The 23,025-nt window shown below is 71.4% G+C and carries 18 protein-coding genes; 5 read left to right on the top strand and 13 right to left on the bottom strand.

Going from position 1 to position 23,025, the window contains the following annotated elements; translation table 11 throughout:
* Positions 1-27 precede the first annotated feature (27 nt).
* The 6 genes from AQJ84_RS20885 to AQJ84_RS20860 form a co-directional block, all read right to left on the bottom strand.
* Positions 28-1,317 carry a cytochrome P450 family protein gene (locus AQJ84_RS20885; RefSeq protein WP_030040952.1) on the bottom strand — a complete coding sequence of 430 codons (1,290 nt, stop codon included), beginning with the start codon at positions 1,315-1,317 and terminating at the stop codon, positions 28-30.
* 104 nt (positions 1,318-1,421) lie between these two features.
* Positions 1,422-2,399: a nucleoside triphosphate pyrophosphohydrolase gene (locus AQJ84_RS20880; protein ID WP_030040953.1), complete on the bottom strand. Its 978-nt coding sequence runs from the start codon at positions 2,397-2,399 to the stop codon at positions 1,422-1,424.
* Between the two features lie 134 nt (positions 2,400-2,533).
* Positions 2,534-3,178 carry a SurA N-terminal domain-containing protein gene (locus tag AQJ84_RS20875; protein WP_030040954.1) on the bottom strand — a complete coding sequence of 215 codons (645 nt, stop codon included), beginning with the start codon at positions 3,176-3,178 and terminating at the stop codon, positions 2,534-2,536.
* Positions 3,179-3,375: 197 nt separating this feature from the next.
* On the bottom strand, positions 3,376-4,869 hold the full coding sequence (locus AQJ84_RS20870; RefSeq protein WP_263972655.1) for a serine/threonine-protein kinase: 1,494 nt from the start codon (positions 4,867-4,869) through the stop codon (positions 3,376-3,378).
* Positions 4,870-4,904: 35 nt separating this feature from the next.
* Positions 4,905-5,579 carry a hypothetical protein gene (locus AQJ84_RS20865; RefSeq protein WP_030040957.1) on the bottom strand — a complete coding sequence of 225 codons (675 nt, stop codon included), beginning with the start codon at positions 5,577-5,579 and terminating at the stop codon, positions 4,905-4,907.
* A gap of 139 nt (positions 5,580-5,718) precedes the next feature.
* Positions 5,719-8,070 carry an N-6 DNA methylase gene (locus AQJ84_RS20860; RefSeq protein ID WP_059198849.1) on the bottom strand — a complete coding sequence of 784 codons (2,352 nt, stop codon included), beginning with the start codon at positions 8,068-8,070 and terminating at the stop codon, positions 5,719-5,721.
* Between the two features lie 210 nt (positions 8,071-8,280).
* Between AQJ84_RS20860 and AQJ84_RS20855 the strand changes: the two genes are divergently transcribed.
* Positions 8,281-8,973, top strand: a complete 693-nt coding sequence (locus tag AQJ84_RS20855) for a hypothetical protein (RefSeq protein WP_030040959.1) — start codon at positions 8,281-8,283, stop codon at positions 8,971-8,973.
* A 167-nt stretch (positions 8,974-9,140) separates the two neighbouring features.
* Positions 9,141-9,932, top strand: a complete 792-nt coding sequence (locus tag AQJ84_RS20850; protein ID WP_030040960.1) for a hypothetical protein — start codon at positions 9,141-9,143, stop codon at positions 9,930-9,932.
* A 40-nt stretch (positions 9,933-9,972) separates the two neighbouring features.
* Here AQJ84_RS20850 and AQJ84_RS20845 read toward each other — a convergent pair whose 3' ends face one another.
* Together AQJ84_RS20845 and AQJ84_RS20840 are read right to left on the bottom strand one after the other, a co-directional pair.
* The gene (locus AQJ84_RS20845; protein ID WP_030040961.1) at positions 9,973-10,716 is read right to left on the bottom strand and encodes a GNAT family N-acetyltransferase; all 744 of its coding nucleotides are present in this window, start codon (positions 10,714-10,716) and stop codon (positions 9,973-9,975) included.
* 186 nt (positions 10,717-10,902) lie between these two features.
* Positions 10,903-11,682 (bottom strand): HNH endonuclease family protein, encoded by a 780-nt coding sequence (locus AQJ84_RS20840; protein WP_030040962.1) that lies wholly within the window; start codon positions 11,680-11,682, stop codon positions 10,903-10,905.
* A 162-nt stretch (positions 11,683-11,844) separates the two neighbouring features.
* On the opposite strand from AQJ84_RS20840, the gene AQJ84_RS20835 reads away from it, so the two are divergent.
* The gene (locus tag AQJ84_RS20835; RefSeq protein WP_030040963.1) at positions 11,845-12,027 is read left to right on the top strand and encodes an Rv0909 family putative TA system antitoxin; all 183 of its coding nucleotides are present in this window, start codon (positions 11,845-11,847) and stop codon (positions 12,025-12,027) included.
* Between the two features lie 194 nt (positions 12,028-12,221).
* Here the strand turns inward: AQJ84_RS20835 and mfd are convergent, their stop codons facing one another.
* From mfd to AQJ84_RS20820, 3 genes are all read right to left on the bottom strand, one after another.
* Positions 12,222-15,752, bottom strand: coding sequence for a transcription-repair coupling factor (gene mfd, locus AQJ84_RS20830; protein ID WP_030040964.1), 3,531 nt, complete (start codon positions 15,750-15,752; stop codon positions 12,222-12,224).
* A gap of 198 nt (positions 15,753-15,950) precedes the next feature.
* Positions 15,951-18,515, bottom strand: coding sequence for an ABC transporter permease (locus AQJ84_RS20825; RefSeq protein ID WP_030040965.1), 2,565 nt, complete (start codon positions 18,513-18,515; stop codon positions 15,951-15,953).
* Positions 18,512-19,300 (bottom strand): ABC transporter ATP-binding protein, encoded by a 789-nt coding sequence (locus tag AQJ84_RS20820; protein ID WP_030040966.1) that lies wholly within the window; start codon positions 19,298-19,300, stop codon positions 18,512-18,514. Before AQJ84_RS20820 ends, AQJ84_RS20825 begins: the two co-directional genes overlap by 4 nt.
* Positions 19,301-19,734: 434 nt before the next feature.
* Between AQJ84_RS20820 and AQJ84_RS20815 the strand changes: the two genes are divergently transcribed.
* On the top strand, positions 19,735-21,255 hold the full coding sequence (locus AQJ84_RS20815; protein ID WP_053193626.1) for an MFS transporter: 1,521 nt from the start codon (positions 19,735-19,737) through the stop codon (positions 21,253-21,255).
* Positions 21,256-21,510: 255 nt separating this feature from the next.
* Here the strand turns inward: AQJ84_RS20815 and AQJ84_RS20810 are convergent, their stop codons facing one another.
* Together AQJ84_RS20810 and AQJ84_RS20805 are read right to left on the bottom strand one after the other, a co-directional pair.
* Positions 21,511-21,912, bottom strand: a complete 402-nt coding sequence (locus tag AQJ84_RS20810) for a hypothetical protein (protein WP_030040968.1) — start codon at positions 21,910-21,912, stop codon at positions 21,511-21,513.
* 18 nt (positions 21,913-21,930) lie between these two features.
* Entirely contained in the window at positions 21,931-22,347 is a 417-nt protein-coding gene (locus AQJ84_RS20805) for a DUF3592 domain-containing protein (RefSeq protein ID WP_128092282.1), read from the bottom strand.
* A 54-nt stretch (positions 22,348-22,401) separates the two neighbouring features.
* Here AQJ84_RS20805 and AQJ84_RS20800 point away from each other — a divergent pair, with 54 nt between their 5' ends.
* On the top strand, positions 22,402-22,914 hold the full coding sequence (locus tag AQJ84_RS20800; RefSeq protein ID WP_037803034.1) for a GNAT family N-acetyltransferase: 513 nt from the start codon (positions 22,402-22,404) through the stop codon (positions 22,912-22,914).
* Positions 22,915-23,025 lie beyond the last annotated feature (111 nt).

Genomic DNA, 23,025 nt, shown 5'->3' with positions numbered 1-23,025 from the left:
AGTCACAGACTTGAGGGCGCGTCACCTTTACGCAGGTGAGAGGAGTCGACCACGCGGCGTGAACTCCACGGGCAACGTCCTCAGCCCCCGCATGATGAGACCGCCTCGCCACCGCAAATCGGCTGGATCCACCGCGAGTTCCAGGTCGGGCAGCCGGGTGAGAAGTGTGGCGAGCGCGGTCTGGCCCTCCAGCCGGGCGAGGGGGGCGCCGAGGCAGTAGTGGATGCCGTGGCCGTAACCGAGGTGCTGATTGTCACGGCGTCCGAGGTCGAGGGTGTCGGGGTGCGCGAAGCGCTCCGGATCCCGGTCGGCGGCGGCCAGCACGACCAGGACGGGGTCGCCGGCGGCGATGTCCTGTCCGCCGATGCCGAGCGGCTGAGTGGCGAAGCGCCAGGTGGCGAGTTCGACGGGGCCGTCGTAGCGCAGGAGTTCCTCCACCCCGGTCTCCAACAGAGCCGTCTCCTGGGCTGCCAGTGACTTCTGCAGCCGGTCTCGCTGCTCGGGGTGGGTCAGGAGCGCGTACGTGCCGTTTCCGATCAGGTTGACCGTGGTTTCGAACCCTGCGAACAGAAGGATGAAGGCCATCGCCGCGGCCTCGTTCTCCGTGAGGTGCTCGCCGTGGTCGGAGGCGCGGATGAGACCGGAGATGAGGTCCTCGCCGGGGGTGCTCTCGGCCGGCAGGGCCTCGCGCTTGCGGTGGATGAGGTCGGCGAGATAGCCGCGCATCTTCTTCACCGACCGCGCGACACCGCCACGCGGGCCGCCCCCGTGACGGATCATCATCCCCGCCCAGTCCCGGAAGTCGTCCTGGTCCTCGCGGGGGACGCCGAGCAGGTCACAGATCGCGTAGATGGGGAGCGGGAAGGCGAAGTCGTGGATGAGGTCGGCGCTCCCCCTCTCCACGAACTGGTCGATGAGGTGGTCGGTGAGCTCCTGCACCCGCGGGGCGAACTCGGCGACCCGCCTGGGCGTGAACGCCTTGCTGACGAGCCTCCGCAGCCGGGTGTGGTCGGGCGGGTCGATGTTGAGCAGATGCGTCATCAGCTCGGCCTTGCGCTCACCGGGGATGCCGGTCTTCCCCTTCGCGTGCGCGGGCTCGTCGTGGTGCGCCGGGTTCTTGGACAGCCGCGGGTCGGCGAGGGCCTGCTTGGCGTCCGCGTACCGGGTGACCAGCCAGGCCTCCACACCGCTGGGAAGCCGGGTCCTGTGCACGGGGGCGTGCTCGCGGAGCCAGGCGTACGCCGGGTAGGGGTCGGTGGCGAACTCCCAGGTGAAGAGTTCCGGGGCCGGGCTGGTGGGGGTGGGCTGGTCGGTCACTCCCTGACGGTATCCGGAGGGCGGAGGGGGCGGTGCGCGACGGGGTCGCGGAAGGGGTTTCGGCCGGGGAGAGCGGGTTCGGCGGCGCGGGGTGCGGACACCCCCTAAGCTCCGAGCCCCTCGGCAGCCCGTACCGCGTCCCGGTAGGCCCGGGCGGCGACCCGCAGTGCCGCCTCCGGATCCACCCCGGACGCCTCTGCCCGGACGGCCAGGGCCAGCAGTTCGTATCCGATGCCCTCGCCCGCGGGGAGGGGGACGTCGAGCGCCGCGGTGCGTACGCGGGAGGCCAGCTTGGCTGTCAGCGCGAGGCCCGGCTGGCCGAGGGGGACGCCGTCCGTCACCGACGCGCGGCGCTTCTCTATCGCCTTCGTGCGCATCCAGTGCTCCTTGACCTCCTCGGGGGTGGTGGCCGTCTCGTCGCCGAAGACGTGGGGGTGGCGGTGGATGAGCTTGGTGACGATGCCGCCGGCCACGTCGTCGATGGAGAAGGGGGTGTCGGGGTCCTCCTGGGCGATGCGGGCGTGGAAGACGACCTGGAGGAGGACGTCGCCGAGTTCCTCCCTGAGCTCGTCGCGGTCACCCTCCTCGATGGCCTCGACGAGTTCGTACGCCTCCTCGATGCCGTACTTCGCGAGGCCCTTGTGGGTCTGCTGCGAGGACCACGGGCATTCGGCGCGGATGCGGTCCATGACCTGGACGAGGTCGAGGAGGCGGGCGCCCGGCAGGTCGTAGGAGGCGGGGAGGAGCTCCAGCTCGGGCATGGAGAAGCGACCGGAGCCGGCGAGGCGGGCGAGGCCGTCCGTGAGGGTGGGCTCGCCCTCGCCCGCGGCGACCACGACGACCGTGTGCCCTCCGGCGCACGCGTCGACCAGATCCTCGGCGGTCGGGGACGCCTCGTCCACCGCTATCCCGGCCTCCCGCAGATACGGCAGCTGCGGGTGCGCGCCGTCCGCGCACAGCACCCGGTCGGCGGCGTGCAGTGCCTGCCAGGCGGGCCAGGAGAGCAGGCCGGGTGCCACGCGGTGGCTGGTGGTGAGGAGGACGATGCGGCCGGTGGCGGTTTCGGGGCTGGTTGCGTTCACGATTCGAAGCTAACGCACGCCGCGATCCGAGCCGATCGGTTGTCCACAGGCTGGGGATGACGGTGTGATCGTATGAACAACCGCGCCGTACCGTTCCGCCTCTTCCGCGGGCACCCGTCCTGCTCCGGCACCGTCTACGCGGGCTCCTGGGCCCCCGTCGCCGTGACCTCCCGCACCCACGGTGTCTTCGCGTCGACGCGGCTGCTCTTCTGCACGTCCCAGGTGCCGTAGCGCGGGTTGAGGTCGACGTTCAGTTCCTTGGAGGCCTCGGACAGCGTGCTCCAGAAAACGCGGTCGCCGGTGTCGGTGCCGAGGCGGGTGGCGAGCTTCTGGGCCTCCAGCTGGAGGCGGAGGTTCTCGTCGAGGCGCTCGGGGGCGATGCCGTACTGCTGCAACCAGGTCGCCTCCAGCGCCTCCGGGCCGCCGGTCTGCTGCTCCAGGCCGCTGCGCATCTGCTGGATCTCCTTGCGGCTGACGGTCACGCCGGCTTCCTTGGCGGCGTGCTGCAGCACCCGGTCCAGGATCATGTTGTGCAGGGTGTCGCGGGTGAGCGTGCCGGTCTTGGCGATGGCCTGCGCGTACTGTGCCTCGTTCGGCACCGCCGCCCGCTGCGCCGCGCGCACCTCGTCCACCCTGGTCTCCAGCTGGGCGACGGTGATCCGCTGGCCGCCGACGACGGCCGCCGCACCGGGATGCGCGTCGTTTCCGCACGCGGTGAGGAGGGGGGCCGCGGCGATCGCGGCGGAGAGGAGGAGCGCGGTGCGACGACGGCGGTGCAAGGAAGCCTCCCGAGGAGTTTGTGCGGCGGTGCACAAGGTCTTGCGGTGATCGATGGTAGGCAGTGGGCAAGCTCTGGCCAACCCATTCGACCAACGATTCACCAGGACTTCCGGCACCGCCGCGCTCTCCCGGCACACGGGCCGTCAGCCGGTGCTCGCCACCGGGCCGCGCCGAGGTGCCGGTCCGCGGTCGGAAACTAGCCGCGCACCTGTCCCAGCCACTCCAGCGTCCGGCGGACCTCGGCCGCCAGGGGGTGCCCGGGGCCGTGCAGGCGCTCGGCGTCGTGCAGCAGCCGCACCAGCGTGTCGTGGGCGGCCGCCCGGTCGCCGAGGGCGAGGAGGAGATGGCCGATGCGGCGGCGGACGTCGTGGGCGAGCTCCGGATCGCCGGCCACGTACTGGTTCTCGTAGTACGGCAGCAGCGCGCGGTACTCGGCGAGCGCCGCCGCCGGTTCGCCGAGCTGCTCCAGGCACTGGGCCGCCTCGTAGCGGTAGCGGAGCGACTGGGTGTCGGCCTGACCGGCCTCGGCGGCGCGTTCGTCGGCGAGGCGGCGCAGTTCGGGCAGCGCGCGCCGGTACTGGCCGTCGTCCATGAGGGTGGCCGCGTACTGCTTGCGCAGGGTGCGGACGACCGGGGAGTGCTCGCCGTGCTGCTCGGCCGCGGCGGGCAGGATCGCGCCGAGGATGTCCACGGCCTGGGTGATACGCCCCTCGCCGAGCAGCCGCTTGACCTCGTCGACGGCACCGACGACATCGGGCTTCTCGGCCACCGTCGGCACGGGCGCGACCGGGGCGGGCTGGGGCGCGGGCGTGCGCGCGCGGTCCGGCCAGGGGGCGTGCGGGCGAAGGAAGGGGCGCGTGGGGTCGAGGGGCGCCCCGGTCGGCATCCCGCGCGCGGGCAGCAGCAGCGCCAGCTCCTCGTACACGTCCTGCGCGGAGGCCGGGCGGTGCTGCGGGTCCTTGGCCAGCAGGCGCAGCACGAGCGCTTCGAGGGGCTCCGGGACCTCGGGGCGGATACGGCGCACGGGCAGCGGGGGTTCGTACAGGTGCCGGTGCAGCACACCGAGTGCCGTCGAGCCCGCGAACGGCACGTCTCCGCTGAGGAGTTCGTGCAGCAGTACGCCGAGTGCGTAGAGGTCGGTGTACGGGCCGACCGCGCCGCCCATCGCCTGCTCGGGGGCCATGTAGGCGGGCGAGCCGATGGGCGAGCCGGTGTGCGTGAGGCGGGTGGTGTCGGTGTCCATGACGGACGCCACGCCCAGGTCGAGCACGGTCATCGTGCCGTCCTGCTTCACCATCACGTTGCGCGGCTTCAGGTCGCGGTGCACGATCGGCACGGCGTGCACGGCGCTCAGCACGGCGCACAGCTGCGCGGCGACCGCCACCGCCCACTGCCAGGGGTAGGGGTCGTGCTCGGCGAGGTGGTCGGAGAGGTCGGCGCCGTCGACGTACTGCATGACGAGGAACAGCTCCTCGCCCTCACTGCCTGCGTCGTGCACCGTGACGAGGCCGGGGTGGTCGACCTGTGCGGTCACCCGGCACTCGCGCACGAAGCGTCGCCGCAGCTCGTCGGCCTCCTGGCCGGCCACCTTGTCGGGGCGCAGCAGCTTCACCGCCACCCGCCGGTCGAGTCGCTTGTCGTAGGCCGTCCAGACCTGGCCCATGCCGCCCTGCCCGATGAGCGTGGACAGTTCGTACCGGCCGGCGACGACACGCCCTGCCACGGTCACCTTCCGCCCTCGTGGTCGCCGTCGTGGTGACCGTCCTGGCGGCGCAGGTAGTCACTGAGCTCGTCGAGCTCGGCGCGCACCTGGTCGATGCGGGCGGGCGCGGGGCGCTGCGGCGGCGGGGCGGGGACCGCGGGGCCGGCAGGCGACGGGGTCTGGGAGCCCGGCATCCCGGCTCCCGGGGGCGGCTGGTGCATGGGGTGCTGGAGCGAGGGCTGTTGCGGCAGGGACTGCTGGGACTGGGCGGGCGGGACCGGCAGAGGGCCGTACGGTCCCGCCGGGTTGGTCTGCCCGTAGCCCCCGCCGACGGTCGGCGCGTGGAGCGGTGCGTAGCCGGCGGGCCACCGGGTCCGGGCGTGCACGCGAATGTCCGTCACCAGGTAGTACGCGGTGGCCCCCGCGCCGATCAACAGGACGAGGGCCAGGGCGACGTCCGTACGGCGGTCGGCCTCCGGCAGCGACCCGACCACGGCGAGGCAGGCGATGGACGCCGGCAGGCTCACCCAGGCCACCACCCAGTCGAACCAGCGACCGCGCAGGACGGCGACCCGGAACAACGGAACGCAGGAGAACATGCCGCAGGAAAGGAGAGCGGCGGCGGCGAACAGCACGCGCAGAGTGATGACGGTGGCCGCGCTGCGGGACGGCGGCGGCACCGCGCTGTTGCCGTACATGACTGCTCCTGGACCGGTGTTGCCGACGTGGCAAGCGGACGGACGGGGGTGGTGCGGTGTGGGAGTCCGAGCGTATAGGCCGACACGGACAAGCGGTCCCGGGTTGTGCCGAACCGTTGTCGTACTGATCACTGGCCGGTCACCGGCCGGGCGCTACCGTGCCGTCCGTCAGCCCGTCGTACATCCCGCGCACCAGCTGCTCGCCCAGTCGGCCCGCGTGCCGGAGCGCCTGTTCGAAGTCGTCGAGGGCGCGGAAGCGCGCCCCGTAGCGCCGTTGTTCGTCGAGCGGGAGCCGCGGCAGCTGGAGCCGGCGCACGTCGAGCCGGGTGGCGGTGGACGCATAGCTGCTGGCCTGGCGGTTGTTGGCGGTGCCGCGCAGGAAGCCGGCGAGGAACCAGGGGTCGAGCGCCGACGGATCGGGGCGCAGCAGCACGAGGTTGCGGCCCAGGGCTGCTCCGGCGGTGGCGTCGTCGATCACGCGCGTGACCGAGCCGCCGCCCAGCACCGGCACGACGACGTCGCCGGCCTGCGTGAGCACGGCTTCCTCGTCGCTCTCGGCCAGCGTCCCCGAGGGGGCCGTTCCGGCGAGGACGTCGTGGTCGGTGAGGGCGGGCACGCGCGCGTGGCCGCCGTTTCCGCCCGTACGCATCACCAGGGCGCCCCCACGCGCGAGTTCACCGACCGTGGTGAGCGGCCAGCGGGCGGGCGGCGCGGTGGCCGCCGGGGGCGGGGTGAGGTCGGTGGTCAGCCGCAGGGTCTCACCGAGGCGCTCGCGCACCGCGCTCAGCGCCTCGGCGCCGTCCGCCGCCGTCGGGGGCGGGAGGTGGCGGGCCGGCGCGAAGTCCACGTCGTCGTCGAGGAGCTCGATGACGGGCACGGAGCGCGCCAGGCCGGGCCGTTCGTCGAGACTTCCGGCCCGGTCGAAGGCACGCCAGGAGTCGAGCACGGTCTCCCGCACCGTCCGCCAGTCCGGCCCGCCGCGCCCCTCGGTCGCGAACTGCCCCACGTCGGCGAGCAGCACCTCGGGCTGCGCGGGCGCCCGCTCGGGCCGCCGCAGCACCCACAGGTGCAGCGGGATGTTGTACGGCGGTGCCGCACCGACCGGCAGCGCGACCACCGCACGCAGCGCGCCGCGCCGCAGCAGGTCGGCGCGGATACGGCGGCCGGAGCGGCGGGAGGCGGTGGCGGGCGGCATGAGCAGCACGGCGGTGCCGCCGTCCTTGAGACGGGCGAGCGCGTGCTGCACCCAGGCCAGTTCGGACTCGTTGCGGGCCGGGAAGCCGTACTCCCACCGGGGGTCGTAGGCGAGTTCGTCGTGCCCCCAGTTGCGCTCGTTGAAGGGCGGGTGGCACAGGACCGCGTCGGCGTGCAGCCCCGGATGGGCGTCCGCGCGCAGGGTGTCGCCGGCGGCCGCACGCACGGTCCCCCGGGCGTGCAGCGCGAGCCGGAGCGCGGTCAGCGCGGCCAGGTCCGGGGCGCTGTCCTGGGCGTACAGCTCCTGGTCGGGCCGGGGGGTGACGGCACGCAGCAGGGCGCCGGTACCGCAGGCCGGGTCGAGGACGGTGCCCGCGGGGCCGACGAGGTCGGCCATGAGTCCGGCGAGGTCGGCGGGGGTGAGCGTGTACTGGCGCGGGTTGGCGTCGAGGTGCCGCCCCAGCAGGAACTCGAACGCCTGGCGGGCGCCCAGCTCGGCGGCGAGTTCGGCGGCGCCGCGCAGGAGGGGGGCGGAGGGGAGGAGCTCGGGGCCGGTGGGTGCGACGACTGCGGGGGTGGTGTGGGGGGCGGGGGCGGCGGTACCTGTGTCGAGCTCGCCGGCCGGGTGGCCGGGGGTGTTGACGTCTGCGCCGCTGTTTGCGACGGGCGAGGTGTTCACAGCGGGCGGGCTGTGAACCGGGGTCGGGCTGTGAACTGGGGCCGGGCCGTGAACCGGCGTCGGGCCGTGAACAGGTTTCGCGGAGTGGCGGCGGGCTGAGCCCGCGGAGGCGTGAGCGGTTTCGCCGGTGTTCACGACTCCCGATCCGTTCATGGAATCCGGCGAGTTCACACCCGACGGCGTGTGAACACCCCTGACGCCTCCGCCCCGGCCACTCCGCAGCGCGCCGAAGCGCGGCACGAGCACCTGCTCCAGTGCCCCCGGCAGCATCGCGGCCAGCCGTTCGTCGGAGCCGGCGCTCACCTCCAGCCAGACCGTGGGGCGGTCGTGGATCAGGAGCAGGCCACAGCCGGCGTGGGTGAGGGCCGTGACGGGCCCCTGGGGGTGGCCGGCGAGTTGCTGCCAGACGCGCTCGCGCAGCGGGACTTCGGCGAGTTTGCCCTGGTGGCGCAGCCATGCCTCGACCTCGGCGAGTGCGAAGGAGGGGCTGGTCTCGGTGCCGCCGACCGGCTTGGGGAAGTCGGCGTGCCGACGGCGCCAGTTGCTGACGGCGGCACGGCCGACGCCGGCCAGCCGTGCGATCCCGGCGGCGGTCACCTCTGTTGCGTTGTCCTGCACCGCCGGCTCCCCTCGTCGTACCGCGTCGTCCTGCGCGTCCCTGTGTGGCGTCGAGCATACCGACGTACTCAAGATCTACCCCTTCACGGCCGTGTACACACAGCACGATGTGAACCGTGTTGACTCGGTTCACAGGCTCTGCTCTTATTGACCCAGCGAACGAGCGGCAGCCGAGCAGCGGTGGTCGCCACGTGGGGAGGGGACACAGCCATGGGCATGAAGGGCAAGGTCGCGCTGGGCGCCGTTGTCGGAGTCGTTGTGATCGGTGTGGTCTCGGCGAACGCCGGAGACAGCGGGGACAGCGGTTCCGTCAAGAGCGGCAAGGGCTCTTCGACGTCCGCGCAGGGCAAGCCCGGTGCCAAGAAGGGCAAGGAGTCTGGGACGGCCAAGGGCGCGGAGAAGAAGGTCGCGTTCTCGGGGAGCGGCGACTTCGAGGTCGGCACGGACGTCAAGCCCGGCACCTACCGCACCACCGGCAACAGCGACGGCCTGTGCTACTGGGAGCGGGCCAAGGACGCCTCGGGCGAGATGGACTCGCTGCTGGCCAACGACAACGTCATGGGCACCAGTTACGTCACCATCGAGGCCACCGACAAGCTCTTCAAGTCGAGCGACTGCAACGACTGGGAGGCCGTCGACCTGAAGGCGAAGGGCTCCCCCGCCGCCAGGATGGACGGCGACGGCGGCATGTTCAGAGTCGGCGCCGACGTCGCGCCCGGCACGTACAAGTCCACCGGCAACGCCGACGACTCCTGCTACTGGGAGCGCGGCAAGGACGCCGAACAGTCGTTGGACTCCATCATCGCGAACGACAACGTCACCGGCACGGCCGTCGTGACCATCAGCTCCTCCGACGCCTTCTTCAAGACGTCGGGCTGTAAGGACTGGAAGAAGACCGGCTGACACCACCGCTGCCCGGCGCGCGGCCACAGCCCGTCACGCGCGCCACGCCGCGCCACCTCGCACCACGCCGCGCCGCCGCACCACATCGCGCCGCCGCACCGCACCACGCAGCACCACATCGCACTGCACCGCACCACATCCAACCGCGTACTCACCAAGGAATCCCCATGCGTCGCACCGCACTTGCCGCCCTCTGTCTCGCCGCCGCGGCCACCACCGCGCTCACCGGCTGTCTGCCCGGCGACAACAAGGCGGACAGCAAGCAGGACACATCGGCTCGGTCGAGCAAGCCGAGCACGCCGAACTCACCGAAGGGCCCGTTCCCGGGACTGACCGGCGGAGAGATCGCCGTGCGGGCGATCGACGCGACCGCCAGCGCCTCGTCGCTGCGGATGGCGGGCGACATACCCGACGCCGAGAGCGGCGGCACGCTCGGGATCGACATGGCCCTGAACAAGCAGGGCGAGTGCGCCGGCACGATGAGCGTCGGCGGCCAGGGCGAGGCCCGGCTGGTCCACACCGGCGACACCCTCTACATGAAGTACGACGAGGCCTTCCTGCGCGCCCAGAGCGAGGGCGAGCCCAAGGCGGACACCGACGCGGCGGTGGAGCTGCTGGCCGGCAAGTGGACCAAGATGTCCGCGAAGGGCTCGGACGCGAAGGACATCGCGAGCTTCTGCGACCTGGACACCGTCCTCGGCGACGCGGAGGACGGCCACTCGAACGCGACCCGGGGCAAGACCACCACCGTCGACGGCACCCCCGCGATCGTCCTGCACGAGAAGGACGGCAAGGACCGCTACACGCTGTACGTGGCCACGGAGGGCGAGCCGTACGTGCTGCGGATCGACAGCTCCTCCGCCGAGGACCCGGGCACCGTCACCTTCGGCGACTACGGCAAGCCGGTCCCGGTGCGCATGCCCGCCGGTGAGGTCCTGGACCTCGACGAACTCGGCTGAGCCACCGGGTGAACCGCGGCATCCCCGAGGCCTGACCGGCTTACAGGGGATGCCGCATCCACACGTTGGGCTCGACGTACACCGCGTATCCGCGGTCCGGTTCGCAGTGCACCGGCACGAGCGCTCCCGGCACCTCGACGTCGCCCTCGGTGTCGAAGGGCAGTTCCGTCCAGCGTCGCCACTGGTCCAGCGAGCCGGACACCGTCATGGAGGCCGGTGCCACGGAGTCGACGGTGGCACCGGCCCGGGCGTGGACGCGTAGCCACGGGTCCTGGGGCAGTCCGTCGGGGCGGGTGCGGTGGGCGTACTCCGCCATCGGGGTGCGCGGTTCGAGGTGCTTGGCGCTGGGGCGGACGGGGGCGACGACCTCGCTGAAGCCCTGGGCGCGTGCGCTGTCACGCATCGCCGACAGCATGCGGGTGGACAGTCCGCGGCCCTGGACGTGCGGGGCCACGGTGATGGCGATCGCGCTGACGGTGTCCGGGCGGACGCCCCGGCGCAGGTCGGCGAAGGCCCACAGGAGTACCGCGTCCCAGCCCCGGGCAGGCAGTTGGCCACGGCCTTCGGCGGCGAGGGCGAACGGCACGCTGTAGGCGTGCGCGACGACTTCGCCCCGCTCGTCCTCGGCGAACAGCACGTACTGCGGAAGTTCGGTCGCTATCCGGCCGTAGTGGGAGTCGCCCACCAGGTCCTGGGTGACGAACTCCGGCCAGCTGCTGGTCATTCCGACGACCTGGCCGTGCTTGTCAGGGCGCTCGGCGAGACTCGACACCTTCAGTTCCATGCGGTCACGGTAGGTGCGGTTCCGTACGGCGGGACAGTCGTTTTTCCCGTGCCGCGGACGAGGGCCACGACGGTTCTCGTGATCTCGCGATCTCGTGATCTCGTGATCTCGTGATCTCGTGGCCCAGCAGCCAAGCGGACTAGTGGTCTCGTCTCCGTTTCGCCGGGGAAGGCGACCGCCGTGGCCTCAGTCGCCGCACTGCTCCAGCATCATCTGCCGGTCGGGCGCGGTCACCGCCAGGTCGTACTTGAGGGCGACCTGGGTGAAGCGGACGGCGTAGGCGCAGCGGATCCGCTTGTTGGGGGGCAGCCAGGACGCGGGTCCGGAGTCACCCTTGGAGGAGTTGGCGCGGCCCTCGGCCGGAATGAGGTTGAGGGGGTCGTTGGCCAGTTGCTCCCGCTTGCCCTCCGACCAGCGTGAGGAGCCCATCTGCCAGCTGTAGGACAGCGGGACGACGTGGTCGATCTGGACCTCGGTGGCCTTCTGCTTGCGCCACTCGATGGTCGTACCGGTATAGGGGTCGTGCAGCGTCATGGCGACGACGACGCAGTCGGAACCGGAGCGGAAGCGCAGGCCCTGGCCGTCGCGCTGCAACAGGTCGTTACGGGTGTCGCAGCCGTTGCGGGCCAGGGGAACTCCGTCGGCGGTGTCCATCCAGGCGTAGCCGAACTCGTCCCTGTCATAACCCGTCTTGGGCCCGCGTCCCTTGGTCCGCAGGGACTCGATGAGTTTGCGGGCCGCGCTCTCGTCGGTCCCGCTCGTCACCGGGCCGAGGCCCGGCTTGGTTCCGTCCGGGTTCTTCAGCGGGCTGACGGCGCGACCGTCCGGCACCGGTGCCGGAGCGCCGCTGCCCGTCGACAGACCGCCCTCTTCGAGGCTCTCGCAGCCGGTGACGAGCGCCAGAGCGGCGAACACCGCGAGTCCGGTCCTGACGGCGCCCCTCGGCCCGCGCTTCAGACGCGTCATGGTGCGCCCCTCCCCTTGCTCCCCGGTCCCCGCCCCCGCATGGGCGGTTGTGCCGGTCACACGGTAGCGGCCGAGAGGTCCAGACCATATGGGGCCTAAATGGGCATTGGTTGCAAGTCGGGCGTATCGTCGATTCCGAGTCACCTCCGGAAGGAGCTCTGGATGGGCATCCTCGACAGGTTCAAGCACCAGGCGAAGGGCAACAGGGGCAAGGACATGTCCGACGCCGCGGAACGGAAGGCCAACGAGAGGACGGGCGACAAGCACGAGAGGCAGGTCGACGACGCGCAGCAGCGCATCGAAGGCCAACTCGGCGTGGATCGCGACAGGCCCGAGCAGCCATAAGGCCCGCCGGCCGCCGGCGGAGGTCCTGAGACCCGCCGGGCGCAGCGACCCGACCCGGCTTCCGCCGAAGCACCAGTCGCACCCACCAGGCACACAGGCCGTCCGCGGAGAGACCTCCGCGGACGGCTTTCCCGCTGCCGCCGCGGGATCCCGGTCTCTCACCCGATTCACACCTGCCTCATACCCAGAGGCAGCTACGACCCCAGAATCGACGCCAGGAACTCACCGACCCACCCCAGCAGTTCCCGCCCGACGAGCGGCTTGCCGCCCACCTTCGCCGTCTTCGGGCGCGGTACCAGGATCTGGTGGACCGCCGGCTTGATGACGGTCCCCGGGTACAGCCGCTTGAGCCGCAGCTCCTGGGACTCACGCAACTCCACCGGCGCGAAGCGGATGTTGTTGCCCTGCAGGACGATCTCGCCGACGCCGCACGCGCGGGCGAGCATGCGCAGGCCGGCGACCAGCAGCAGGTTCTCCACCGGCTCCGGCAGCTTGCCGTAGCGGTCGACGAGTTCCTCGCGCACGGCCTTCACGTCGTCCTCGGTGTTGACCGAGGCGATCGCCCGGTAGGCCTGGAGGCGGAGGCGCTCGCCGGGGGCGTAGTCGTGCGGGACGTGCGCGTCCACCGGGAGCTCGATCTTGACCTCGAGCGGGGGCTCCTCCTCCACGCCGCCCTCCAGGGAGGCGCGGTAGTCGGCGACGGCCTCGCCGACCATGCGGACGTACAGGTCGAAGCCGACACCGGCGATGTGGCCGGACTGTTCGCCGCCCAGCAGGTTGCCCGCGCCGCGGATCTCCAGGTCCTTCATCGCCACGTACATGCCCGCGCCCATCTCGGTGTGCTGGGCGATGGTGGCCAGACGTTCGTGGGCGGTCTCCGTGAGGGGCTTCTCCGGGGGGTAGAGGAAGTACGCGTAACCGCGCTCCCGGCCCCGGCCCACGCGACCGCGCAGCTGGTGCAGCTGGGAGAGGCCGAAGTTGTCGCCGCGCTCCACGATCAGCGTGTTGGCGTTGGAGATGTCGATGCCCGACTCGACGATCGTGGTGGAGACGAGCACGTCGAACTTCTTCTCCCAGAAGTCGACCACCACCTGTTCGAGGGCCGATTCCGACATCTGGCCGTGGGCCGTCGCGATCCGGGCCTCGGGGACGATCTCCCGAAGCCGGGCCGCGGCCCTGTCGATCGACTCCACCCGGTTGTGGATGTAGAAGACCTGGCCCTCGCGCAGCAGTTCGCGGCGCACCGCGGCACCGATCTGCCTCTCCTCGTACGGGCCGACGAAGGTGAGCACCGGGTGGCGCTCCTCGGGGGGCGTGGTGATCGTCGACATCTCGCGGATGCCGGTGACCGCCATCTCCAGGGTGCGCGGGATGGGCGTGGCGGACATCGTCAGGACGTCGACGTTGGCGCGCAGCTTCTTCAGCTGCTCCTTGTGCTCGACACCGAAGCGCTGCTCCTCGTCGACGATGACCAGGCCGAGGTCCTTGAACTTGGTCTCGGAGGAGAACAGGCGGTGGGTGCCGATGACGACGTCCACCGACGCGTCGCGCAGACCCTCCAGGACCGCCTTCGCCTCGCTGTCGCTCTGGAAGCGGGACAGGGCGCGTACGTTCACCGGGAACTGGGAGTAGCGCTCGCTGAACGTCCCGAAGTGCTGCTGCACCAGCAGGGTGGTGGGCACGAGCACGGCGACCTGCTTGCCGTCCTGGACCGCCTTGAAGGCGGCGCGGACCGCGATCTCCGTCTTGCCGTAGCCGACGTCGCCGCAGATCAGGCGGTCCATCGGGACCGTCTTCTCCATGTCCTCCTTGACCTCGGAGATCGTCGTCAGCTGGTCGGGCGTCTCCGCGTACGGGAAGGCGTCCTCCAGTTCGCGCTGCCAGGGGGTGTCCGGCGCGAAGGCGTGCCCGGGGGCGGCCATCCGCGCGCTGTACAGCTTGATGAGGTCGGCGGCGATCTCCTTGACGGCCTTCTTGGCGCGCGCCTTGGTCTTCGTCCAGTCGGCGCCGCCCAGACGGTGCAGGGTGGGTGCCTCGCCGCCGACGTACTTGGTGATCTGCTCCAGCTGGTCGGTGGGGATGTAGAGGCGGTCGCCGGGCTGGCCGCGCTTGGCGGGGGCGTACTCCACGACCAGGTACTCGCGCGTGGCGCCCTGCACGGTCCGCTGGACCATCTCGATGTAGCGGCCCACGCCGTGCTGCTCGTGGACGATGTAGTCGCCCGTCTCCAGGGTGAGCGGGTCGATGGTCTTGCGGCGCCGGGCGGGCATCCGGGCGCCGTCCTTGCCGGCCGCCTTCTGGCCGGTGAGGTCGGTCTCCGTCAGGACGGCGAGCTTCAGCGCCGGGTCCACGAAGCCGTAGTCGATCGAGCCGCACGCCACGTGCACGACGGAGGGGGTGATGTCCGCGAGCTCCGCGTCGAGGCGGGCCGCGATACCCTCGCCGCCGAGCACCTCGACCGTGCGGGCCGCCGGGCCGTGGGCCTCGGTCACGAACACCGCGCGCCAGCCGTCGGCCAGCCAGCCCTTGGTGTCGGCGAGGGCCTTCGCCGTGTCGCCACGGTAGGTCTCGGGCGCGCGCATTCCGAGCTTGAGCGTGTCAGCGTCAAGTTCCTCGTCCGCCGCGAAGGGCGACACCGACCACCACATCATGTCCAGCTCGCGCGCCCGGTCCCGGACGTCCGCGATGGCCCACAGGGAGGCCGCGCCGACGTCGATCGGGGCCTCGCCGCCGCCGGCCGTGGCCGCCCAGGAGGCCTGCAGGAACTCCTGGCTGGTGGCGACGAGGTCGGACGCACGCGTGCGGACCCGCTCCGGGTCGCACACGACGGCCATGGCGCCCTTCGGCAGTACGTCGATGAGCAGTTCCATGTCGTCGACGAGGACCGGCGCGAGGGACTCCATGCCCTCCACGGCGATCCCCTCGGCGATCTTCCCGAGCAGCTCGCCCAGTTCGGGGTGCCGCTCGGCGAGGGCACGCGCACGCGTGCGGACGTCTTCCGTCAGCAGGAGTTCACGGCAGGGCGGCGCCCACAGGCCGTGGTCGGCGACTTCGAGGGAGCGCTGGTCGGCGACCTTGAAGTAGCGGATCTCCTCGACGTCGTCGCCCCAGAACTCGATGCGCAGGGGGTGTTCCTCGGTGGGAGGGAACACGTCGAGGATGCCGCCTCGTACGGCGAACTCGCCGCGCTTCTCGACGAGCTCCACGCGCGCGTACGCGGCGGCCGCGAGGGACTCCACGATCTCGTTCAGGTCGGCGGTCTGCCCGGTCCGCAGCGCCACCGGTTCCAGGTCGCCGAGGCCCTTGACCTGCGGCTGGAGCACGGATCGTACGGGCGCCACGACGACGGAGACCGGGCCGGTCTCGGGGTCGTCGGGACGCGGGTGGGCGAGGCGGCGCAGGACGGCGAGGCGGCGGCCGACGGTGTCGCTGCGGGGGCTCAGCCGCTCGTGCGGGAGGGTCTCCCACGACGGGTACTCCACGACGCCCTCGGGCGGAAGCAGGGAGCGCAGGGCCGCGGCCAGGTCCTCCGCCTCGCGTCCGGTCGCCGTCACCGCCAGCACCGGGCGGCCTGCCTCGCGGGCGAGCGCGGCCACCGCCAGGGGGCGGGCGGCGGGCGGGCCGACCAGGTCGACGTGCATGCGGTTGCCGTCTGCGGCCGCGGTGATCGCTTCCGCGAGGGCGGGGTCCTTGACGACGGCGTCGAGCAGACCGTGCAGGCTCATTGGGGGGCGGCTTTCGTCCGGGGTGGGCAACACGAAGGGCCCGACGCGGTGACCGGCCGGGGGGTCTCCAGCGTACGTCGCTGCGCGGGCGGGCGCCGGGGGCTGTGGATAACGTCTGGTGCGGACGGGAGCGACCCCGGCGCCGAGAGGCCCCCCGTGGCTTCTCGGTGCCGGGGTCGGTCCCCCCGTCCGTGGTGGTCAGTCGGTCGCGATGGCGTTCAGGACGTTCATGCGGCCCGCCCGGAACGCCGGGATCAGTGCGGCCAGCAGGCCCACGAAGGCGGATCCGACGAAGACCGCGATGATCGTCGGCCAGGGGATCTCGAGCACCTTGAGGCCCTCCAGGGCGAGGAGCTTCTGGGCGGTGGCGCCCCAGCCCATCCCCAGGCCCAGGCCCAGCAGCGCGCCGAACAGGGCGATGACCACCGACTCCATGCGGATCATGCGGCGCAGCTGGCGGCGGGAAAGGCCGATGGCCCGCATGAGGCCGATCTCCCGGGTCCGCTCGACCACGGACAGGGCCAGGGTGTTCACCACACCGAGGACCGCCACGATGATCGCCAGGGCGAGCAGGCCGTAGACCATGTTCAGGAGCTGGCCGATCTGGTCCTTGAGCTCCTGCTTGTAGTCGGTCTGGTCCCGGACCTGGTACTGCGGGTAGTCGTGCAGCGACTTCTTCAACGCCGCGTACGCCTGCTCCGACTGACCGGCCTCGGCCTTCGCGAACATGATCGTGTTCGGCGGGATCTGGTCGGCCGGGACGTACTTCCGCATCGTCTCGATGCTGATGTAGCGCGCACCCTGGTCGAGGGCGCTGTCGTCGTCCGTGATGGCCGCGACCTTCAGCTTCGCGGTCTCGCCGCCCTTGAAGGCGACGTCGATGGTGTCGCCGACGTGCACGCCGTGCGCCTTGGCGTAGTCGGAGCCGACCGACATGGCGTCCTTGCCGTAGGCGGCCGTCAGGGTGCCCGCCGTGGTCACACGGCGCAGGTCCTGGGCGTACGTCGGGTCCGCGGCGGTGACGCCGGAGTCGTCCTTCTTGCCGTCGGGCGAGGTCAGCGTGGCCAGGAGTTCCTTGTAGCGGGTGACGTGGGCGAGGCCCGGGCTGTCCTGCATGGCCTTCTCCGCCTGCGGGACGATGCGCTGGTTGCCCTGGACGATGAAGTCCGCGCCGACCGACTTGTCGAGCTCGCTGGTGGCCGAGGCGACCATCGAGGAGCCGACCACCGACAGGCAGGCCACCAGGGCCAGGCCGATCATGAGGGCGGCGCCGGTTGCACCGGTGCGGCGCGGGTTGCGCAGGGCGTTGCGTTCGGCCATGCGTCCCACCGGGCCGAAGCCCCTCAGCAGCACCGCGCTGAGCACCCGGACGACCCCGCCGGCCAGCAGCGGGCCGATGACGACGAAGCCTATGAGGGTGAGCACCACGCCCGCGGCCAGCATCAGCGAGCCCTCGCTCGCCTTGTCGGCGGTGCCGGCCGTGTAGAGGGCGAACCCGCCCGCGCCCGTCAGCACGAGCCCGATCAGGCCGCGCACCAGGCCCGCCTTGCCGTCGGCCGGCGTGCCGGCGTCGCGCAGTGCGGCCATCGGGGAGACCTTCCCGGCGCGGCGGGCCGGCAGGTAGGCGGCGAGGACGGTGACCACGACACCCAGCAGGACGCCCGCGATCGGGGTGGTCGCCTTGATGGTCAGGTCGTCGGTGGAGAGGTTCATGCCGGCCGCCGACATGAGCTTCATCAGGCCGATGGCGATGCCGACGCCGGCCCCGACGCCCAGGATGGATCCCACCACGCCGAGGAGTGTCGCCTCGACCAGCACGGACCGGTTGACCTGCCCGCGGGACGAGCCGACCGCCCGCATCAGGCCGATCTCGCGGGTGCGCTGGGCGACCAGCATCGAGAACGTGTTGATGATCAGGAAGATGCCGACCAGGAAGGCGATCCCGGCGAAGCCGAGCATGGCGTACTTGATCACGCCCATGAACGAGTCGACGCCCTCGCGGTTCTCGTCGGCGTTCTCCTTGGCCGTCTGGATCTTGTAGGTGCCGTCCAGGGTCTGCGCGACGTTCCGCTTGAGCTGCGTGTCGCTGACACCGGTCGCGGCGTTGACGTAGACCTGGGTGAACCGGTCGGTGGCGCCGAGGAGTTCGCGCTGGGCGGTGGGCGTGTCGAAGTAGACGACGGCGGCACCGGGGTTGGTCACCTTGAAGGTGGCGATGCCGACGATCTTCGCCGTGAAGTCACCGGTGACGGAGATCGTGCGCAGTTCGTCACCCAGTTCGAGGTGGTGCTTTTCGGCGGTGTCGGCGTCGACCATCAGCTCGGTCGGACCGCGCGGCGCGTGCCCGGAGGTGATCTCCATGGACCGCAGGTCGTTCCTGGTCCAGTTGCCGGCGATCGTCGGCGCGCCGCCACTGGCGCCCATGTTCTTGTTGTCGCGGTCGACGACGGTCACGTTCATCGAACTGACCGCTCCCTCGGCGGACTTGACCCCGTCCGCCTTGGTCACCTGCTGGACGGTGGAGGCCGGCAGCGACTCGGGCTTGCCGTTCTGCGGGGTGTCGTCGCTCTTGGCCGTCCTGGGGGCGACCGTGACGTCGGACGCGGTGGTCGCGAACAGCTTGTCGAACGTCGTGTTCATCGTGTCGGTGAAGACGAGCGTCCCGCACACGAAGGCGACCGACAGCAGCACCGCGACGGCCGAGAGGGCCATGCGTCCCTTGTGCGCGAAGAAGTTGCGCATCGAGGTCTTCAGGACGGTCATGACGTACGCCCCCGGGCGTCGAAGTCCTTCATGCGGTCCAGGACGGCTTCCGCGGTGGGCTTGTACATCTCGTCGACGATCCGGCCGTCGGCGAGGTACAGCACCCGGTCCGCGTAGGAGGCCGCGACCGGGTCGTGGGTGACCATCACGATGGTCTGGCCCAGCTCGTCCACGGACCGGCGGAGGAAGCTCAACACCTCCGCCCCGGCGCGGGAGTCGAGGTTTCCGGTCGGCTCGTCACCGAAGATGATCTCGGGCCGGGCGGCCAGCGCGCGGGCCACGGCGACGCGCTGCTGCTGTCCGCCGGAGAGCTGGGTGGGGCGGTGCTTGAGCCGCTCGGAGAGCCCGACGGTGTCGACGACCCGCCCCAGCCACGCCTTGTCGGGCTTGCGGCCCGCGATGTCCATGGGAAGCGTGATGTTCTCCAGGGCGTTCAGCGTGGGCAGCAGGTTGAAGGCCTGGAAGATGAACCCGATCCGGTCCCGGCGCAGTTGTGTGAGCTTCTTGTCCTTGAGCCCGGTGATCTCGGTCTCGTCGAGGTGGATCTGCCCGCTTGTCACGGTGTCGAGCCCGGCGAGGCAGTGCATCAAGGTGGACTTGCCGGACCCCGAGGGGCCCATGATCGCGGTGAACTGGCCGCGTGCGATGTCCACGTCGACGTGGTCGAGGGCGACGACGCGGGTCTCTCCGGACCCGTACGCCTTCACGACCTGCCGCGCCCGCGCGGCAACGGCCGTACGCCCTCCAGTGCCCCCGTGCCTGGTGATGGTCACAGCCGATGTCACGGTATGTCTCCTATGTCGGTCAACAAGTGAGTCTGTTGCTCAGCGGGTGAGCCGTTCGAAGCGGTACGTCGATGAGTCTGGCGTCCGGCGGGGGTGCGGCGCGCTGGTGCCGGACCCCGTCTTCTGCTGGGGAAAACCCCACCCCCGGAGGTTCGGAGAACCTCCCCCCACCGCTCCCCAGCGGCGTAAAGCCAGGTTAAGGACCGTGCCCCGCCCGTCTCGTCCTCCGGCGGTACCAACCCTCCCCGAGCCGTAGTACGGAGGTACCCCTAGGGGCACTCCACCGCCGGGGGGAGTCGTTCTCGGGGTCCGCTCCACCCTCAGGCCCACTCAGGCTCCACCCTCACGCGGCGTCAGGGTCAAGTCCTCCCGCGATCAGCGCGCGGATGGGAAGCTGTCCGACGGCAGATGGATGCAGGGGGAAAGGAATCCGCGTGGGCGACACGCAACCCGCGATCCGGCAGGCGGCGCGGGGCACCCGACCCGGCCGGCGGGGTGCCGTCGTCGCCGCCCTGATGCTCGCGATGGCGCTGGCGGCACTGGACTCCACCATTGTCTCCACGGCCGTACCGCAGATCGTCGGTGACCTGGGCGGCTTCTCGGTCTTCTCCTGGCTGTTCTCCGGCTATCTGCTCGCGGTCACCGTCACCCTGCCCGTCTACGGCAAGCTCTCCGACACCTTCGGCCGCAAGCCGGTGCTGGTCGCGGGCGCGGCCCTCTTCCTGCTCGGCTCCCTGCTGTGTGCCGTGGCCTGGAACATGGGCGCGCTGATCGCCTTCCGCGTCGTGCAGGGCCTGGGCGGCGGGGCGTTGCAGGGCACGGTGCAGACGCTCGCCGCCGACCTCTACCCCCTGGAGGAGCGCCCGAAGATCCAGGCGAGGCTGTCCACGGTGTGGGCGGTGTCGGCGGTCGCGGGACCCGGTGTCGGCGGCGTCCTGGCGGCGTACGCGGACTGGCGCTGGATCTTCCTGGTCAACCTGCCGATCGGCGCCCTCGCGCTGTGGCTGATCGTCCGCCATCTGCACGAGCCGCAGCGGCGGGTACGACCTGAGGAGGAGCCGAAGGCCGCCACGCGCACGCGTGTCGACTGGGCGGGCGCGCTCGCGGTGTTCGCGTGCGGCGGCGTCCTGCTGACCGCTCTGGTGCAGGGCGGGGTGGCCTGGCCCTGGTTGTCGGCCCCCTCGGCGGCCCTGTTCGGTACCGGACTGGCGCTGGTCGGGGTCGTGGTGCTGGTGGAGCGCCGGGCGGCCGAGCCGATCATCCCCGGGTGGGTGTGGCGGCGGCCCACGATCGCCGCGGTGAACCTGGCCCTGGGCGCGCTGGGGCTGCTGATGGTGGCCCCGACCGTCTTCCTGCCGACGTACGCCCAGTCGGTGCTCGGCCTCGCCCCGGTGGCGGCCGGGTTCGTGCTCTCCGTATGGACGTTGAGCTGGCCGGTGTCGGCGGCGCTGAGCCAGCACGTCTACCGGCGCATCGGCTTCCGCGACACCGCGATGCTCGGCATCGGCACGGCCGCGCTCATCCTGTTCGCGTTCCCCTTCCTGCCCTACCCCGGGCAGGCCTGGCAGCCGACGCTGCTGATGCTCCTGCTGGGCGCCGCACTCGGCCTGTTCCAACTCCCGCTGATCGTGGGCGTGCAGTCCACGGTCGGCTGGGCGGAACGCGGCACCGCCACGGCGTCCGTCCTCTTCTGCCGCCAGACCGGGCAGACCGTCGGCGCGGCCGTCTTCGGCGCGATCGCCAACGGTGTGCTGGCCGCACGGCTCGGCGGGGCGCAGGACCTGGACTCGGTGACGAGGGCCCTGGACGCGGGCCCCGCGCCGGAGGCGACCCGGCACGCGATCGCGGACGCGGTGCACGCGGTGTACCTGGGGGCGGCGGTCGCGGCGGCGGTGGCCTTCCTGGTGCTGCTGGTGCTGGCGCCGCGACGGTTCCCGGTCCTCGAGGAATCGTGAGCGGACGCGCCGGGTCACGGCGGGTCCGGCAGGCGGGGCTGGCGGGGCTGGGCTGGCCGGACTGGGCTGAGCTGGCTGGGCTGGCCTGGCCGAGCCTCTGCCGGGCTAGGCCTGACCGGCTCTCTGCCGGGCCGGGCTAGGCCTGACCGCGCTTAGCCTGACCGGGCCGGGCCCCGCTGGGCCTGACCGGTGGACCGCTGGGCCTGACCGGTGGACCGGGCCGATATACCGGACCGGTGAACCGGCCCGGTGCTCCTAGGCCTTCCGCGCGTCGGCGATCCGGTCCAGTTCACGCATCGCCTCGGCGTGGGCGCTCATCCGGCGGCTCAGCGTACCCGTGGTGAAGAGCGCGACGCCGACGACCGACACCGGGACGGACAGCCCCAGCACGGCGAGGGCCTCGGGCCAGTCGCGCTCGTCCTGACACCAGTCACCACGCTGCAGGCCCTCGTTGGCCGTGCCTCGCTCCGTGAACAGCCGCGACTCGCACTCCGCCGGGTATTTGTCACCCGGCTCCTCGTCCACCGAGTACGGAGTGAGCACCAGCACGGCGCACCACGTCCACAACAACCCCGCCACCGCCAGCAATCCGATGCCCCAGCTACGCGTCCGGCCGGCACGGTCGCGGAAGTCGAGGTCGTACTCACGTGATCGCATGGCGGGTGAATCTACCGGTCAGAAGACGAACTCGACGAACACGTACGCGCTGGCCGCGGCCAGCGCGAGCGCGTTCACCGCCGACCTGGCGAGCCTGTCCCCGCGATATCCGGAAAGCACGATCCGCCGGGGCCTGACCGGGTCGTAGAGAACGCGGACCCTGCCGTCGGGAAGGGAACCGGGCCCGGGCGGGCCGGACTTCGGAACGGGGGACTCGGCCGTGACGCGGTCGCCGTGGGACGTGGTGAAGGCCACCACGGGATAGACGCGCGCCCCGTTGTCGTCCCTTTCCACCCGCACGTCGACCACGTCCGCCTCGGCCCACCGCCCCCGCGAGAGAAGCCGGAACGTACGCCACGCCGTGACGGCCTGCACCAGGCAGAGAACCCCCATCACGAGACCGGCGACTCCGCTGAGAACCTGCTCCATCCCCATGCCGCGCATTTTATGGAGGTGCCCGAGAACACGGCCGCCCATATCCTCGCCCGCATGCTGAAGTTGGAACGTCTGAACGCCGGCCACGCGGACGCGCTGCTGTCCTTCGAGCGAGCGAACCGCGCATTTTTCGCACGCTCCATACCGGATCGCGGCGACGCGTACTTCACCGAATTCGCCGCCCGCCTCCAGGCGTTGCTGACCGAACAGAAGGAAGGCATCTGCCATTTCCACGTGATACTGGACGAACGGGGCGAAGTGATCGGACGGATCAACCTCGTGGACGTGACGGAGGACGGCTCGGCCGAACTCGGCTACCGGGTGGGCGAGTCCGCCTCGGGCCGGGGCGTCGCCACGGCGGCGGTGGCGGTGGTGTGCCGGCTGGCGGCGACGGAGTACGCCCTGACCTCGCTCACAGCGGTCACGACACTCGACAACGCGGCCTCCCGCACGGTCCTCGAACGCAGCGGCTTCATCACCGAAGGCGAGATCACCCTTACCGGCCGCCCCGGCATCGCCTACCGGCTCCCGCTCCTCCCGCTCCTCGATCGGGCCCCAAAAATCTGAGTTAACGCGGGTAACACCCGAGGTCAGCGAAGTAAGCGCATACCGACCAGCCAGTTTGCCGAAACCCTCGCGTGTTCGACTACCAGCGAGTAGCGTGCGTGGCTCCGCTCG

Origin of the sequence: Streptomyces resistomycificus, assembly GCF_001514265.1 — a bacterium.
Classification (GTDB): domain Bacteria; phylum Actinomycetota; class Actinomycetes; order Streptomycetales; family Streptomycetaceae; genus Streptomyces; species Streptomyces resistomycificus.
This window is presented reverse-complemented; position numbering and strand designations above follow the sequence as displayed.